Genomic DNA, 15,339 nt, shown 5'->3' with positions numbered 1-15,339 from the left:
AAATATGATCACAGTTCTCGATCAGCCGTCGATCAAGGAGCCCGAGCCATGTGCCGAGATTTGATGCATTGTTCGTCTTCGATCAGATCAAACGGTACGCCGCGCGATTGATAAACAAGGAAACCGAAGAAACAATCGCCGACGCTTCGCAACATCACTCATAGGTGGACAAACCAACTCGCCGGCCGATATCCCGCCCGGCGCCCGCGCCATTACCTCGCCGTCGTCATTGGCGGACATCAGCGAGCGCCCCGCTGCCGCCTTGGACAAAGCCGCACATCACGAGCGACATCGCGGCAAACGCCGCGCCGACAAAAAATGTCGCCGATGCGCCGTAGCGCGCCCAAAGCCAACCGGCGATCGCACTTGCCGCCAGCACACAGATCCCGCCCGCCAGGTTGAACACACCAAACGCCGTACCGCGCCAATCGGCCGGAGCGGTTTCGGCGACGAGCGCGGCCAGCATCCCCTGCGTGAAGCCCATGTGCAGCCCCCAGACAACGGCACCAGACCAAAGCGCGGCCGGCGATGCGCTTGCGCCGAACAACAGATCGGCGGCGATCAGCAGCGCCATGCCAACCGCCAGCGGCGCACGCGCGCCGAGCCGGTCTGCGACCACGCCGACCGGATACGCGGATAACGCATACGCCGCATTCATCACAACCATCACGGCCGGAATCCAGGCAAGCCCAATGCCCGCCTGCTGCGCGCGCAACACGAGAAATGCTTCGCTGAAGCGCGCCAGCGTGAACGAAGCACCGATCAAGACAACGAACCAATAACGCGCGGGAAACGCGCGCAGCGCTCGCCAGTGCATCGGCGAGCGGAACGCGCGGGCGGCGTCGCCCTTATGCGTCGGCTCGTCGACACCGAACACGATCAGCGCAATCGACAAAAACGCGGGCACCACCGCACACCACAACACGATCCGGATATGTTCGGCAAATACGAGCATCAGCACGATCGCGAGAAGCGGACCCGCGAACGCGCCGATCGTGTCCATCGACTGCCGCAGCCCGAAACATGCGCCGCGAATCTCAGGCGGCGCGACATCGGCGACGAGCGCATCGCGCGGCGCACCGCGAATGCCCTTACCGAGCCGGTCGAGCAACCGCGCGGCGACGACTTCCGATGGCCCGTTCGCCAGCGGAAAAAGCGGCTTCGTCAATGCCGCGAGGCCGTAGCCCGCGATGAGCAGCGCCTTGCGCCGGCCCAGCCAATCGCTCAGCGCGCCAGAAAAGATCTTCACGATCATCGCGCTCGCCTCGGCCATGCCTTCGAGCACGCCGAGCGTCACGACGCTCATGCCCATCGTCGTGACGAGATAGATCGGCAGCAGTGCATGAATCAGCTCCGACGACAAATCCATGCACAGGCTGACCAGGCCAAGCGCCCATACGGTGCGAGGAATCCGTGCACGGGAAGGCGTACAGCCGGAAACGGAGGAACGTTCGGACATGGCGGGCATCGAAATCGGTCGGGACAAGTTCGCTGCACAGCATCACAGTACCGCCGCCGCGCTCGGGCGCAGCAGGCACCCGATACTACTCCGTCAAGCCGGCGGCACCGCATAGCCGCCGTCGCGCACGGACAGATCCGTGGCCGGCGCGACATAGCGCGCGGCATCGAAATCGGCGGGCAACGGCTCCACCGGGAAGCCCTCCTTCTCCCATGCGTCGAGGCCGCCCTTCAGCGCCAGCACGTGACGCATTTGCTTGCGATGCAATTGGCTAACGATGCGCTTCGCGCTCGCTTCGTTCGGACATACGCAATAAACGACGATCGAACGCGCCATCAAATCGGGATGCAGCGGGTCGGGAGAATCGAGATCGAGCGGATACGCGCCAGCGATCCGGTATGCCTCCTTCGCGCGGACCGCGCGCGGCCGCGCATCGAAAACGACGGGCGGCGCGCTCGAGCGCATCATCTCGTCGAGCTGCTGCGGGCTGATGCGAACTTTCGCGAGCCAGCGGCGAAAGCGCAACCGGCAAACCCATCTATACAGCAGGAATGTGACGAAGATTGCAGCGAGCGCATCGAATAGCGAGCCACCGCTCGCGCTCACCCATTGCATCAGCCGGGCGATCTCGTCGTGCAGCGCGGCGCCGCCGAACAGCCACACGCCCGCCCACAAAGATGCGCCCGCGATGTCCCATGCGAGGAACACCCACACGGCCACCGCCGTGGTGCCAAGAAGCGGCGCGGAAACGAGGCCGAGCCCCGGCAGGAATTTCGCGAGCACGAGCAGCGGCGCGCCGTGTTTTTCGAACACCTTGCGCGCGACGCGCAACGTCGTGTCGAGCGACAGTGAAAAACGCACCAGCGAATTGAGAAGACGCCGGCCGCGCGCGCGGCCGGCAAAAAACCACAATGAATCGGCAAGCACCGTGGCGCCGACGGCCGCGCACAGCATGCTCGCATACGATGCCTGCCCCATCGCCGCCATCGTGCCGCCGACGATCAGCATCGGCACGGCCGGCACGGGAATGCCAAGCTGTGTGATGAGCACACTGACGAATACGGCCAGCGGACCAAGCGACGCGGGAATAGCCTGCGGAAAATGCCACACGGAACACACCTCGAACGCAGCAAATGCCGAGCGGTTGCAGCGGCGCCGGCATATTGCCCGGCACCGGCCGCGGCGCATGCGCGGCGTGAATCGGCATTTCGCATTCTAAACTTGTTTCATTACAGCCTCCCGCAAACCTGCGACGGCCCGCTCTTTTTCGTCATTGCGCGAAAAGCGGAAACCGGCGCTGTACAATGCACGGGCATCAGCCATCGCGTCCGCGCAACGGGCGCAGCCATGCCAATGCCCGGCAGGCGCCGGTGCTTGTTGCATCGAACGGCAACCGTAGCCTCGTGGGAGATTCATGGATTCGGACATCATGCACATCGGCGGGCGCATCCGCCGCCTGCGCCGCGAGCTGAAAAAAACGTTACTCGAAGTGGCCACCGAGGCCAGCCTGTCGGTCGGATTCCTGTCGCAAGTCGAGCGTAACCTCACCGGCATCTCAATTTCCTCGCTCGTCAACGTCGCGAAAGCGCTCCACACGCCGCTTTCCGCGCTCATCGAGCAGCCGCGCCAGGATGCGCCCAACTCGCACCAGAACAGCCGCGAATCATATTCGATCCGCCCTGCCCAGCAGCGCTACGAACGCCTGTCGACCACCTTTCCGGGCAATCAGCTCAATGCCGTCAAAGTGTCGATGATGGAAGGCTATTGTTCGGAATGGGTCGCCCATGCAGGCGACGAATTCGTGTTCGTGCTGTCGGGACAAGTGCGCTATACGGTCGGCAAGCGGGACTACTTGCTCGGCCCCGGCGATTCTCTGCACTTCAACGCGCATACCCGGCACCGCGTCGCGAACGCCGGGGACGAACCTGCGGAACTGGTCGCGGTCGGCACGCTGCCGCTCTTCGGCGACGGGCAACCGGCATTTCCGTCGCTGCCGGGCGAACAGAAACCGGCGCGTGCGCCGGGCGCGCGCCAACCAAAGCCTGGAGTTGCCGCACAAGCCGTGCCCGCATCGGGCTCGCGGCGCTCGAAGCGCGGTGCGAGCGCGCCGGATGCCGCCATGCGCGACGCTGCGCCAGCCGCTGCGGCGGCTATCCGCCACGTTGCCGCGCGGCGCGGCGAGAAAAAAAACACACGTTAGGCACTGCCAAGGTTAACGCCCTGCTGGGCCCGCACGATCCGCAGCGTTGCTGGCTGCCCCATTGCGCCATTACGAATGGTTGACGCGCTCGCATCGAGCAGGCCGCGCGGCGCATCTGCCCGGGCCATTCACTCAGGGCGCCGCCATGTGCTGCGTGAGCGTAGAGATGAAGCGAACGGTTCGCGGATCGCGCGGCCGAGCGAACAAATCGCGCGACGTGCCCGCCTCCACGACCCGGCCAGCCGCCAGAAATATCGCATCGTGCGCGATCGACGCCGCAAGACGCAGATCGTGCGTCGCCATCAACATCGTCGTGCCGTCGCCCGCCAGTTGCCGTAGCACTTCGACCACTTCGGCCGACAGTTCGGGATCGAGCGAGGAGGTCGGCTCGTCGCATAACAAAACCTGCGGCGAAGGCGCGAGCGCACGCGCGATCGCAACACGCTGCTGCTGGCCGCCGGACAGCATCGCCGGCCACGCATCCGCTTTATCGGCAATGCCGACTTTATCGAGCAGACCAAGCGCCCGTTGCCGCGCCCGCTCACGGTCCCACCCCTGCACGGTCACCAGCCCTTCCATCACGTTCTGCACGACGGTTAAATGCGGAAATAACTGGAAATTCTGGAACACCATGCCAGTTTGGCGACGCACCGCGAACAGCGCGTCGCGAGACAGCCTCTGCCCCGGTGCAAACGAAATGCGTGCGTCGCCAACCGTAAGCGAGCCGGACTCCGGAACCTCCAGCAGATTCACGCAGCGCAGCAGCGTGCTCTTGCCGCTGCCTGACGGGCCGATCAATGCCGTGACACTGCCGGGCTTTAGCACCAAATCGATTTGCGAGAGCACCCGGTGCTCGCCGAAAGATTTATCGATGCGTTCGAGCCGGATCATCGCCATTGCGCCTGGAAAAGTGCATGGCGCCCGAAATACGTTTCGAGACGCCGCTGCGCGCCCGACAATACCGAGCTGAACAGTAAATAGATCAACGCCGCTTCGGTATAGAGAACGAGCGGCTCGTATGTGACCGCCGCGATGCGCTGCGCGGCCTGGAAAATCTCCGGCACGGTCAGCACCGCCGCAAGCGACGTATCCTTGACGAGCGAAATGAACGAGTTCGCCAACGCGGGCAGCGCAACTCGCGCCGCCTGCGGTAAGATCGCGCGCCGCAACGCCTGCGCGCGCGTCATGCCCATTGAGTATGCGGCTTCCCACTGCCCTTTCGGAATCGATTCGATCACGCCGCGAATCACTTCGGCGTTATATGCGCCAACGTTCAACGAAAAACCGATGACGGCAGCCGTCAACGGATCGAGCACGATACCGATATTCGGCAATCCGTAAAAAATCACGAAAAGCTGTACCAGCAGCGGTGAACCGCGAAACAGCCAGATGTAGAAGCGCGCCGCCGCCCGCGCGCTGCGCGGTCCAAACAGACGCACGAGCGCGCTGGCAAATGCAAGCAGAAGCCCGATCGCAAACGATGCGAGTGTCAACGGCACCGTAAACACCAGCCCCGCGTACAGCAGCGGCCACAGCGATTGCGTCATCAAATGCAGCCAAGCCGGCATCGTTCGGCTCCACGTCACTGCGAAACATCGCGGCCGAAATACTTGCGCGAGATCTTCGCGTAAGTACCATCGGCTTTGATGTCGGCGAGCGCCTTGTCAATCGCGGCAAGCAGTTCCGGGTTGCCCTTGCGAATCAGCACGCCCGATTGTTCGCCCGCGCCGGTTGTGTCCGTCGCGGCAATCTTCAGCTTCGCATCGGGCTTATGCTTGCGGAAATCGAGATAGGACAGCGAATCGTTGATCGTCGCATCGACACGCCCCGAAGTCAGTAGATCCACCGCTTCATTGAAGCCTTGTACCGGCACGACGTCCGCGCCATGCGCGGCCGCGAGTCGGCCGAAATTGCTCGTCAACGTGTTTGCCGACTTCTTGCCCTTCAGATCGTCGAACGAACGGATCGTCGCATTGTCGGTACGCACGATCAGCACGGCCCGCGACGTGATGTACGGCGTCGAGAAATCGTACTTCACCCTGCGTGCATCGGTGATCGCCACTTCGTTGACGACCGCGTCGAACCGGTTCACATCGAGCCCTGCGATCAGCCCGTCCCACTTGCCCTCGACGAACTGCGGCTTGACACCAAGCCGCTGCGCAACCGCGGTCGCGATATCGACGTCGAAACCCGTCAGCTTGCCCGTTTCGTCATGGTACGTAAACGGCGCGTAAGTGCCTTCGGTGCCGACTCGGAATACGCCGGACGCTTTGACTTGAGCGAGATCGTCAGCGAATGCACTTGTTGCCAAGACGGCCTGGAACAATGCGGCGAACAGCATGGAGCGGATGAGTTTCATGGCGCATACCCTGATTGATGGACGGGATTGAGCCCTCCCGCCTGCGGGCACCGATCGAGAGGTGCGCGAATTCTACCGACGCGCCACGGACAGGCAAAAAAGCAAATCGGGTATCGATATGAACGCGCTGAATAAGGCGCTCGCGGCACGCGATCTTGAAGATCGACGCGAACCGGCAACACGGCACGCAGGCTCGAATTCCCGAACGGCTTCGAGAAGCGGATCGCTCCATCGATCGATCCGCTCAATCAATATCCCAACATATTCGCGCGTTAAATTAATTCATGTTCGCTTGCGCCCGAGAATTATTTTTTTACGTTCGCTTATATAGATAAATGACAAACTCGTCATGTTCGGACGCCGAACCGCCCTCTCCCCTCCGCGTGAACCGATACGTCTTCCGACCGGCCTACCATGCGACTTTTCGTCGCATGGCCGGCGTCGTCCAAGAGTGCAAGAAATTCATATTTAATCGGATACCGAAATGTTGAACTATGAACCGCACATAATCTCAAACATAGCTTCACGCAATTTCCATGATTTTGAAATGAAGATCCTCATCGTAGAAGACGAGCCGAAGACGGGTACGTATTTGAAGCGCGGGCTCACCGAGGCGGGCTTCGTTTGCGACTGGGTACAGGATGGCGTCAGCGGCTTGCATCAATTGCAGACCGAAGACTACGACCTCGCGATTCTCGACGTAATGCTACCCGGCTGCGATGGCTGGACCATCGTGCGCGAGCTGCGCAAAACCCGTCGCACACCGGTACTGTTTCTCACTGCCCGCGACCAGGTCGACGATCGCGTAAAAGGTTTCGAACTCGGCGGCGACGACTATCTCGCCAAACCTTTCGATTTCGCCGAGTTGCTCGCACGCGTGCGCTCGTTGCTGCGGCGCGGACAGACGTCCGATACGTCAGTGCTTTGCGTGGCCAATCTCGAGCTCGATCTGATTCAACGCAAGGCGCGCCGCCAAGGCAACACAATTCTGCTTACCACCAAGGAATTCCTGTTGCTGTGGCTGCTGATGCGCCGGCAAGGCGAGATTCTGCCTCGCTCGCTGATCGCCTCCCAGATCTGGGACATCAATTTCGACAGCGATTCGAACGTCGTCGATGCGGCGATCAAGCGTGTGCGCGCAAAGGTCGATCAAAACTACGAGCCCAAGCTGATCCATACGGTTCGGGGAATGGGATATGTACTCGAACAGCGAGACGAGTCATGCGAATCCTTCGCATGATCCGCCGGTGGGAAGGGCGCACCATGCGCGCGAAGCTGACGATCCGGTTTGCGCTGTCGACGACCGTGCTGCTCGCAATCAGCGGCCTGATGCTCTATGAAACGCTGACGCGTACGTTTGCCTATTCATCGGAGCGTGCGATGGAAACGACGCTCGCGGGCGTGATCGCGCACATTGGCGATGCAAGCGATATGACGGATCTGCGCGAAAAGGCGCATCGCTTCTACGACTCGTTTCATAGCGACGAAAAAGTCGATTTCGCGATCTACGACGCGCAAGGCGCCGCGCGCATGCAAAGCAGTTGGTTCGTTCCGTACAATGGCGTATTGCAGGCGAATGCGAGCGACCATGCATCGATCGTCGACGACAAGCGTCACGCAAAACGCTATCTGGTTGCGCCGATACGCATCGGCAATCAACCAAACCAGCGATTGCACGTCGCAATCCAATACGATTTTCATCGCGAGCAATCACTACTGCGCACTTGTGCAATCAGCATCATCGCGATCATTTTTGCCGGCACGGCCTGCGCGGCGGCGGTCGCGCATTGGATTGCCGCGTACACGCTCAGGCCATTGCGCCGCTTCGCATTGCAGGCCGACCAGATTTCGAGCAGCCGGCTCACGCAGCCGCTACCTGAAACGGAAATGGCAGGCGAGCTGCGGGAACTTGCGGTATCGTTCAACCGGATGCTCGCACGGCTCGACGCATCGTTTACGCGGCTGAAGGAATACTCGTCCGATCTCGCGCATGACATTCGCACGCCGCTCACCAATCTGCTCGCCGAGGCACAAGTCGCACTGTCGCAGCGGCGCTCGGTCAGCGAATATCGTCAGGTCATCGAATCAAGTGTCGAAGAGTATCAACGGCTCGCTCGCATGGTCGACGACATGCTGTTTCTTGCCCGTGCGGACGGCCATCAGAACACGCTCGCGATCGAGCCGATCGACGCCTATGCAATGTCCGACCGGATCGTGCGCTACTACGAGACGGTTGCCGAGGATCGTGGCATCCGCATCACGGTGGAAGGCAGCGGCCACTTCCAGGGCGATCTGATGCTCGTGCAACGCGCGCTAAGCAATCTGCTGTCGAATGCGATTCGTCATGCGCCGGACCATTCGAGCGTCGTCGTCCGCTGCGAGCCATCGGAGCGGCACGTCGTGATCGCCGTGACCGATACTGGCCGCGGACTCGAAGCCGTGCATGTGCCGCGCATCTTCGACCGTTTCTACCGCGTCGATCCGTCGCGATACGATTCCGCCTCGGGCACGGGGCTCGGGCTCGCGATCGTGCGCTCGATCATGACCGAACACGGCGGCGATTGCTGGGTCGAGAGCGTACCGAACGCCTTTACGACGTTTTTTCTGCGCTTTCCTCGCGAGCACTCGGCCAATTACGGCGATCGCGCCTCGCCCCACCATGATTCGCGCCTGCATCTGGAACAAACCTGAACCGTTTCGCGAGTTATTTTATATTCGACTTCGCCCTTGTCATCAAAATGACAAAAACATCATAGGCGGGTCACGTTGGCGGAGGGACTCTTCTTCAGAATGTCAATCATCGAATTCGCTTGTTGGATTCGAGATCGATATGGAGAACGTATGAAAGCCAAATTCCTTACCGTCGCCCTCGCCGCCGCGATCGTTTCACCCGCGGCATTCGCCGACATGCCCGTCGGCAAGACTCGCGCTCAGGTTTATCAGGAATTGGTCGAGGCCAAGGCCAATGGGCTCGATTACATAACCGACGCGTCGTACCCCGAAATTTCGCCGTTCTATGCACACCGCTTTGCGAATAAGACGAAATCGAAGCAGCCGGTGCACACGGTTGCCAATACCGGCAGCGAGGCGCGCTCAGGCTCGACGCGCGATCTTTCGGAAGCGTATCAGGAAGAGCGCTGCGTCGGCCCGCGGACGTTCTGCAATCCGTACACAGGATCGTGAGCGGCCCCGTAGCATGCCGTAAGCGCCAACGGCCGAACCGATTGTGCGTCGCCCTTGTCGCTGAGCGGCGAGGGCAAGCGCGCAAGAGGACCAACATTCGCCAATCGCCAATCCGAGCGGGCGTGCCGCATCACGGACGCACCGACGCGCCGCGCTCCTCGAACAACCGACGCAGAATACCGCGGTGGCACCGCGCCTCGTCGTCGCAATAACAGCCGACGGCAAAATTCGCCGTCGCCGATAGCACCGCCAGTACATCGAGCACCTTGCTCGCATCGCCACGGCTCATCTCGGCGCGGAATTTGCGCTCGAACGCGCGCCATTCGGCGTCCGAAATCGCGGCCTGGGCTTCAGCGACGAGTTCGGCACTCGGCGAAAGCGTCGGCAGCCACACGTCGTAGTAGTTGCGCGACGCGAATTGCGCTTTCGGGACTCCGCGCGGCGGACGCCGCACGGTGCCGATCCGCACCCCCTCATCGGCCGCGCGCGGCGCGCCAAGCTGAACGATGCTGATGCTCATACGCGCCTGCCGTTGCGTGCGGTAACGATCGATGCCATATCAAACGCCGCTCGCGATCACCGCGCCGAAAGCCTCCGACACGATGCCGACATTCGCCTCGTTCAATCCGGCGACGCACATCCGCCCCGAGCGCAGCACATACACGCCGTGCTCTTCGCGCAGCCGGTCGACCTGTGACGCGCTCAGCCCCGTATACGTAAACATCCCGCGCTGCTTCACGTAGCGGGCAAGCGCATCGGCCGGCACGTGCGCGCGCAGGCCGTCGTGAATCGCGGCGCGCATCTTCGCGATGCGCCGGCACATTGCCGCGAGCTCCTCTTCCCACTGCGCACGCAGCGCGGGCGTCGTGAGCACCTGAGCAACGATCTTCGCGCCGTAGATCGGCGAGCTGCTGTAGTTCGAGCGCACGACGCCCGCGAGCTGACCGAGCACGCGCTGCGCAACCGCCGCATCGTCGCAAATAGCCGACAATGCGCCGACGCGCTCGCCATACAGCGAGAAGTTCTTCGAGAACGAATTCGCAACAAGCGCCGGCACACCGCGACGCGCCAACTCGCGCACCGCGAACGCGTCGGCCGCGAGCCCCGCGCCGAAACCCTGGTATGCGATGTCGACGAACGGCAGCAGCTCACGCGCCTGCACGACATCGATCAGCTTGAGCCACTGCGCCTCGTCGAGATCGACGCCGGTCGGGTTGTGGCAGCATGCGTGCAGTAACACGACACTGCGCGGCGGCAGCGCGTCGATCGCCCCAAGCATCGCGTCGAACTTCAGGCCGCCCGTCTCGTCGTCGTAGTACGGATACGTGTTGACCGTCAGCCCTGCGCGCTCGAAGATAAACCGATGGTTCTCCCAGCTCGGATCGCTGATCCATACTTGCGCGCTGGGAAAATAGCGCTTGATGAAATCCGCGCCGATCCGCAACGCGCCCGATCCGCCGAGCGTTTGCACCGTCGCGATGCAGCCGGCCGCGCGCGCTTCGCTGTCCTCACCGAACAGAACCGTCTGCACTGCGTCACGATACGGTGCGAATCCCGTCATCGGCAGATACGGCTTCGGCCCGCCTTCTCGCTGCACGATCGCCTCGGCTTCGCGCACAGCGTTCAGCACCGGAATGCGGCCTTCGTCGTCGAAGTAAATGCCGATGCACAGGTTGACTTTGCGCGCGCGCGGATCTTGCTGAAAATTCTCGTTCAACGTGAGAATCGGATCGCCGGGAAACGCATCGATATGTTCAAACATGGCGGTTTCTGACTGATGAATGGAAAGGGAAATCGGGTCAACGCGCCGAAGCGCCGTCCGTCAGCACATACTGCGCACCGCGCGGCCGGAGGCGGTAGCCAATCGCGAGCACCGCAAGCCATACCGGAATCAAATAGACCGACAGGCGCAGATCCGGCGTCCGGTACATGATGACGAGGATGGCCGCCATGAACGCAAGACACAGGTAATTCGTCAGAGGATAACCAATGCTCTTGAAGCGCGTTTCGGCGCCCTCAGCACGTTTGGCGCGGCGAAAACGCAGATGAATCACGCTGATCATCGCCCAGTTGATGATGATCGCCGATACGACGAGCCCCATCAACAGCTCGAATGCCTTGCCGGGCATGAAGTAGTTGATCAGCACGCACAGCGCGGTCGCGAGCGCCGACATGCCGAGCGCCGCGATCGGAATGCCGCGCCGGTTGACATGCGCGAGCGCGCGCGGGGCATTGCCCTGCTGCGCAAGCCCGTACAGCATCCGGCTGTTGCAATAGACGCCGCTGTTGTAGACCGACAGCGCGGCCGTCAGCACCACAACGTTCAACACATTCGCCGCGACATCACTCGATAACGCATGAAAGATCATCACGAACGGGCTTCCGCCCGTGACAACCTTCTGCCACGGATATAGCGCGAGCAGCACACCGAGCGCGCCGATGTAGAAAATCAGAATCCGATAGATCACTTGATTGGTTGCGCGCGGAATGCTGCGGCTAGGATCGTCCGCCTCGGCGGCCGTGATGCCGACAAGCTCGAGCCCGCCGAACGAGAACATGATGCCCGCCATCGCCATCGCGAGCCCGCCGGCGCCGTTGGGGAAAAAACCGCCGTGCCGCCACAGATTCGACACGCCGGCATCGGGCCCAGCGTGCCCTGACACTAGCAAATAACCGCCGTAGACAATCATCCCGACGATCGCGGCCACCTTGACGAGCGCGAACCAGAACTCCGTCTCGCCATAAGACTTGACGCTCGCGAGATTGATCGCGTTGATCACGCAAAAGAACACTAGCGCAGATATCCAGGTCGGCACGACCGACCACCAGTACTGAACGTAGATGCCGACCGCGGAAAGCTCGGCCATGCTGACGAGCACATACAACACCCAATAGTTCCAGCCGGACAGAAAGCCGGTGAAATGTCCGCAGTATTTATACGCGAAATGGCTGAACGAACCGGCGACGGGCTCGTCGACGACCATCTCGCCAAGCTGCCGCATGATAAAGAACGCAACGACGCCCGCCAGCGCATAGCCGAGCAGCACCGACGGCCCCGCCGTCTGAATCGTCTGAGCAATACCGAGAAAAAGCCCGGTGCCGATCGCGCCGCCTAACGCGATTAATTGAATGTGACGATTCTTCAACCCCCGTTTGAGGCCATCGTCGTTCTGATCCAAAACCATGTCTTCTCCATTGGGCCCGCCCGCGGCGGAGCGGCGGCGCGCATCCAGACCGGCCGGGGCGCCTTATATAGTGTTTCCGGCGGCCGGTCGCGGTTTCACGCCGGGCTTACCGGGCTGGGGACTGCCGAAAAGCCGGCGCTCAGTTTATCGCTGGCGGGACGAAATCGGGTTTCGTACACCCTTCATGCAAACCCTACATTATGAGATAAAATTGCATGCAGGAGACAAATTAGGAAACAAAAATGCAAGAAGTGCTTCTAGATCGCATCGATCGCCAATTGCTCGATATCCTGCAGGAACGTGGGCGAATCTCCAATTTGGAGCTGGCAAGCGCAGTTGGACTGTCGCCCGCTCAAACATTGCGGCGGCATCGCCGGCTCGAGGAAATCGGCGCAATCAAACGCTACGAAACCCGGCTCGATGCCGGCATGCTGGGCTTTGGGGTCACCGCGTTCGTGCAGGTCACGATGGAGCGCGGCCATATCCGCGATTTGTCGACGTTCCAGAAGCTTGTGTCGGAACTCGCGCAAATCCAGGAATGCTTTTCCGTCACCGGAGATATCGACTACGTACTGAAGGTCGTCGCCGCAGATCTGAAAGGACTGTCGACATTCCTGCTCGATACGCTGATGCGCATTCCCGGCGTGAGCGGTGTGCATTCGAGCGTATGCCTTGACGAGATCAAATGCACGAGCGCGGTACCGCTGTAGCCCGGCCGCCAGCGGGACATTCCACCGGCGCGCGCTTCGATTCGCCGCACAAGGCCATCGGCGAACCGATTGATCTTTACGAGGCCGCGCAACGGCGCTCGCGAAACAGGCCGTAACGAGAAGACGCATACTCGAGGGTAGCCGCTTTCGGAAACATGTGCAGGAAGGATAGCGCCGGCATCATCGGGAAAGCCGGCGGGCACGCATTTCTCGACATTTTCCGCTTCGCCAGATGATCAGGATTCCTGGCCACCTAAGTATCGATATGCCCGGCTCTCGGAACCGCGCCGAACCTGCGCGTACTTGTGAGCATCGGTCGAAGCAGCCTACGGGCCGTGGTTGGCGCCATCCGCGTCGAGGTGCCGCCAATTTAGCGCAAACCAACGTGCCCAGGCATTCCGGAAATTGTTACTCGATGCCCGTTGATTCGGGGCGGAAAACCATTCCGCAACGCCACCTGCCAAAACGCAAGCCACCAGGCGAATTCAATATCCGACACACTTAAAAATCCAGTGTGACAAACAGCCATTCAAACAAGGGAAATCCGAGTTAATTTTTATGGGCTACATAGTTCATCTCATACGATCCGGAAAATATCGATAATTTTAAAAAAACGATTTATGTCAGCCAGATCTTCCCATCGATTCGAATTGCTCAATAATTTTCATAAATCATCTTGCACCTAAATTTGGAGCGCAAAATTTAACAAACCATCCAGCATCACAACCCAGGAAAACCCAACTGTCTCCGGCAATCGATAAGAAATTATTTCTGCCTCCCAATTATCCACCCTCAAAATCCACACAAAATAATTTGACAACATAGAAGTTTTGTATAAGTTATGTAGGACGAAATAACCGCAGCTTCCCCCCCAACAAGGACGATCATGAGAAAAGAAATGCTAAAAAGCGTCGTTTCGATTCTTGCCGGATGTGTGCTGGCAGCATGTGGAGATGGCGGTTCCAGCGGTATATCGGGCATGGCGCAAAAATCGATGAAGGCGGTAGCGGCGGCCACGCCCCGATTGATATTTAGTCCTTATAAAGACATCACGATCAGCATGAACTGGAACACGAATGTCATCTCCACCAACGTGACCGGTTCGCTTCAGCCCATCCTCAACGTCATGCCAAGCAATCTGGACACCTTGACTTGGGCATTCGCCACCGGAGAGTGCGGCAGCGAGAACTGGGGGGGCCTTCAACCTGCAATGGTGGCCAGCGCCAACGTGCAAAACATGGTGAATGCCGGAAAGAAATACATTCTGTCGACCGGCGGCGCGGCTGGCTCGTTTACCTGTAGCTCGGATGCCGGCTTTCAGAAATTCATTCAAACCTACTATTCTGCCAACCTGGTGGGCGTCGACTTCGACATCGAAGCAGGCCAGAGTCAGGACGCGATCAACAATCTCGTTCAACGCGTGATCAACGCTTCGCGGATCTACCCGCAATTGCGCTTCAGCTTCACGCTCGCGACGCTCGGCGGCAACTCTGCGCAAAGCCTGAATCAGACCGGCGCCATGGTCATGAACGCAATCAAGACCTTCGGGCTGACCAATTACACCATCAATTTGATGACGATGGATTACGGCAGTGCCAATCCCGGCAACTGCGTGATCGGCAGCAATGGGTTGTGCGACATGGGAAAATCCGCCATCCAGGCAGCCGTCAATCTGCATAATTACTATGGCACCCCGTATTCGCAAATCGAACTGACACCAATGATTGGAGGAAACGATACGCAGGACGAAACGTTTACACTCGCCGACGTCAACACCATCTCGTCCTTTGCACAACAAAATAGCCTCGCTGGCATCCATTTCTGGTCGTTCGATCGCGACAACGATTGCCCGCCCGGCTATGCATCACCCACCTGTAACAGCTATGGACAAGCCGGAACGCTTGGATTCACCAAGCGATTCCTGTCCGCGCTGAATCTTTGACCGCCGCGCCGGTCCGTTCGTCGAAGAGACGGCAAAGGCCAGTTGAAAATAGCGAGGTTTATCTATTGCCGGGGCACCCAGCATGGGCGCCCCGTGGCCCGCGGCGCGTTGCTCCTCGGCGTCACGTCTTCGGATCGATCCACGAAAATCCGGCGCGCACGCGCACCGGGTTCAGAACGACAACACCGACAAAGTCGTTCCGTATCGAACCGGTATAACGCCGGCCGATCGATAAAAGCCTTCGCGAATACCCCGCGAATGCCTGCCCCCTTCCTTCGATACGAAACGCAATTCACTTTCG

Annotated in this window: 13 protein-coding genes and 1 pseudogene; 6 read left to right on the top strand and 8 right to left on the bottom strand. The window is 60.3% G+C overall.

Features of this window, described 5'->3' with window-relative positions:
• Positions 1-226 precede the first annotated feature (226 nt).
• Both WS68_RS22900 and WS68_RS22895 read right to left on the bottom strand, forming a co-directional pair.
• On the bottom strand, positions 227-1,468 hold the full coding sequence (locus WS68_RS22900) for an MFS transporter (RefSeq protein ID WP_059572929.1): 1,242 nt from the start codon (positions 1,466-1,468) through the stop codon (positions 227-229).
• 76 nt (positions 1,469-1,544) lie between these two features.
• Positions 1,545-2,569: pseudogene (locus WS68_RS22895) on the bottom strand (VTT domain-containing protein).
• Between the two features lie 304 nt (positions 2,570-2,873).
• On the opposite strand from WS68_RS22895, the gene WS68_RS22890 reads away from it, so the two are divergent.
• Positions 2,874-3,659 (top strand): helix-turn-helix domain-containing protein, encoded by a 786-nt coding sequence (locus WS68_RS22890; RefSeq protein WP_059572927.1) that lies wholly within the window; start codon positions 2,874-2,876, stop codon positions 3,657-3,659.
• Positions 3,660-3,791: 132 nt separating this feature from the next.
• Here the strand turns inward: WS68_RS22890 and WS68_RS22885 are convergent, their stop codons facing one another.
• Genes WS68_RS22885 through WS68_RS22875 form a run of 3 tightly spaced genes read right to left on the bottom strand, consistent with a single transcriptional unit; the run spans position 3,792 to position 6,018 of the window.
• Positions 3,792-4,550, bottom strand: coding sequence for an amino acid ABC transporter ATP-binding protein (locus WS68_RS22885; protein WP_059573138.1), 759 nt, complete (start codon positions 4,548-4,550; stop codon positions 3,792-3,794).
• Positions 4,547-5,227, bottom strand: coding sequence for an amino acid ABC transporter permease (locus WS68_RS22880; protein ID WP_059572925.1), 681 nt, complete (start codon positions 5,225-5,227; stop codon positions 4,547-4,549). The genes WS68_RS22885 and WS68_RS22880 overlap by 4 nt, the downstream gene beginning before the upstream one ends.
• 14 nt (positions 5,228-5,241) lie before the next feature.
• Positions 5,242-6,018 carry an amino acid ABC transporter substrate-binding protein gene (locus WS68_RS22875; RefSeq protein WP_059572923.1) on the bottom strand — a complete coding sequence of 259 codons (777 nt, stop codon included), beginning with the start codon at positions 6,016-6,018 and terminating at the stop codon, positions 5,242-5,244.
• Between the two features lie 547 nt (positions 6,019-6,565).
• On the opposite strand from WS68_RS22875, the gene WS68_RS22870 reads away from it, so the two are divergent.
• The 3 genes from WS68_RS22870 to WS68_RS22860 all read left to right on the top strand — a co-directional run bounded on the left by WS68_RS22870 (position 6,566) and on the right by WS68_RS22860 (position 9,201).
• Positions 6,566-7,258 carry a heavy metal response regulator transcription factor gene (locus WS68_RS22870; protein WP_059572921.1) on the top strand — a complete coding sequence of 231 codons (693 nt, stop codon included), beginning with the start codon at positions 6,566-6,568 and terminating at the stop codon, positions 7,256-7,258.
• Complete coding sequence (locus WS68_RS22865; RefSeq protein WP_059572919.1) at positions 7,255-8,709, top strand: heavy metal sensor histidine kinase; 1,455 nt, start codon at positions 7,255-7,257, stop codon at positions 8,707-8,709. Before WS68_RS22870 ends, WS68_RS22865 begins: the two co-directional genes overlap by 4 nt.
• Before the next feature lie 150 nt (positions 8,710-8,859).
• Positions 8,860-9,201, top strand: coding sequence for a DUF4148 domain-containing protein (locus tag WS68_RS22860; protein WP_059572917.1), 342 nt, complete (start codon positions 8,860-8,862; stop codon positions 9,199-9,201).
• A gap of 130 nt (positions 9,202-9,331) precedes the next feature.
• Here WS68_RS22860 and WS68_RS22855 read toward each other — a convergent pair whose 3' ends face one another.
• Genes WS68_RS22855 through WS68_RS22845 form a run of 3 tightly spaced genes read right to left on the bottom strand, consistent with a single transcriptional unit; the run spans position 9,332 to position 12,386 of the window.
• On the bottom strand, positions 9,332-9,721 hold the full coding sequence (locus WS68_RS22855) for a DUF488 domain-containing protein (RefSeq protein ID WP_059572916.1): 390 nt from the start codon (positions 9,719-9,721) through the stop codon (positions 9,332-9,334).
• A 39-nt stretch (positions 9,722-9,760) separates the two neighbouring features.
• Positions 9,761-10,963, bottom strand: coding sequence for an amino acid aminotransferase (locus WS68_RS22850; protein ID WP_059572914.1), 1,203 nt, complete (start codon positions 10,961-10,963; stop codon positions 9,761-9,763).
• Between the two features lie 37 nt (positions 10,964-11,000).
• The gene (locus WS68_RS22845; protein ID WP_059572912.1) at positions 11,001-12,386 is read right to left on the bottom strand and encodes an amino acid permease; all 1,386 of its coding nucleotides are present in this window, start codon (positions 12,384-12,386) and stop codon (positions 11,001-11,003) included.
• A 242-nt stretch (positions 12,387-12,628) separates the two neighbouring features.
• On the opposite strand from WS68_RS22845, the gene WS68_RS22840 reads away from it, so the two are divergent.
• Together WS68_RS22840 and WS68_RS22835 are read left to right on the top strand one after the other, a co-directional pair.
• Positions 12,629-13,096: an Lrp/AsnC family transcriptional regulator gene (locus WS68_RS22840; RefSeq protein WP_059572910.1), complete on the top strand. Its 468-nt coding sequence runs from the start codon at positions 12,629-12,631 to the stop codon at positions 13,094-13,096.
• A gap of 886 nt (positions 13,097-13,982) precedes the next feature.
• Positions 13,983-15,038, top strand: a complete 1,056-nt coding sequence (locus WS68_RS22835) for a chitinase (protein ID WP_059572909.1) — start codon at positions 13,983-13,985, stop codon at positions 15,036-15,038.
• The last annotated feature ends 301 nt before the right edge of the window (positions 15,039-15,339 follow it).

Source organism: Burkholderia sp. TSV86, from assembly GCF_001522865.1.
In the GTDB taxonomy this organism is placed as follows: Bacteria; Pseudomonadota; Gammaproteobacteria; order Burkholderiales; family Burkholderiaceae; genus Burkholderia.
The sequence above is the reverse complement of the archived record's forward strand: the minus strand, read 5'-3'. Positions and strand labels throughout refer to the sequence as shown.

Coding starts and splice junctions, on each gene's coding strand:
- WS68_RS22900 (WP_059572929.1), bottom strand. CDS start 1,468: ATGCCCGCCATGTCCGAACGTTCCTCCGTTTCCGGCTGTACGCCTTCC.
- WS68_RS22890 (WP_059572927.1), top strand. CDS start 2,874: ATGGATTCGGACATCATGCACATCGGCGGGCGCATCCGCCGCCTGCGC.
- WS68_RS22885 (WP_059573138.1), bottom strand. CDS start 4,550: ATGATCCGGCTCGAACGCATCGATAAATCTTTCGGCGAGCACCGGGTG.
- WS68_RS22880 (WP_059572925.1), bottom strand. CDS start 5,227: ATGCCGGCTTGGCTGCATTTGATGACGCAATCGCTGTGGCCGCTGCTG.
- WS68_RS22875 (WP_059572923.1), bottom strand. CDS start 6,018: ATGAAACTCATCCGCTCCATGCTGTTCGCCGCATTGTTCCAGGCCGTC.
- WS68_RS22870 (WP_059572921.1), top strand. CDS start 6,566: ATGAAGATCCTCATCGTAGAAGACGAGCCGAAGACGGGTACGTATTTG.
- WS68_RS22865 (WP_059572919.1), top strand. CDS start 7,255: ATGATCCGCCGGTGGGAAGGGCGCACCATGCGCGCGAAGCTGACGATC.
- WS68_RS22860 (WP_059572917.1), top strand. CDS start 8,860: ATGAAAGCCAAATTCCTTACCGTCGCCCTCGCCGCCGCGATCGTTTCA.
- WS68_RS22855 (WP_059572916.1), bottom strand. CDS start 9,721: ATGAGCATCAGCATCGTTCAGCTTGGCGCGCCGCGCGCGGCCGATGAG.
- WS68_RS22850 (WP_059572914.1), bottom strand. CDS start 10,963: ATGTTTGAACATATCGATGCGTTTCCCGGCGATCCGATTCTCACGTTG.
- WS68_RS22845 (WP_059572912.1), bottom strand. CDS start 12,386: ATGGTTTTGGATCAGAACGACGATGGCCTCAAACGGGGGTTGAAGAAT.
- WS68_RS22840 (WP_059572910.1), top strand. CDS start 12,629: ATGCAAGAAGTGCTTCTAGATCGCATCGATCGCCAATTGCTCGATATC.
- WS68_RS22835 (WP_059572909.1), top strand. CDS start 13,983: ATGAGAAAAGAAATGCTAAAAAGCGTCGTTTCGATTCTTGCCGGATGT.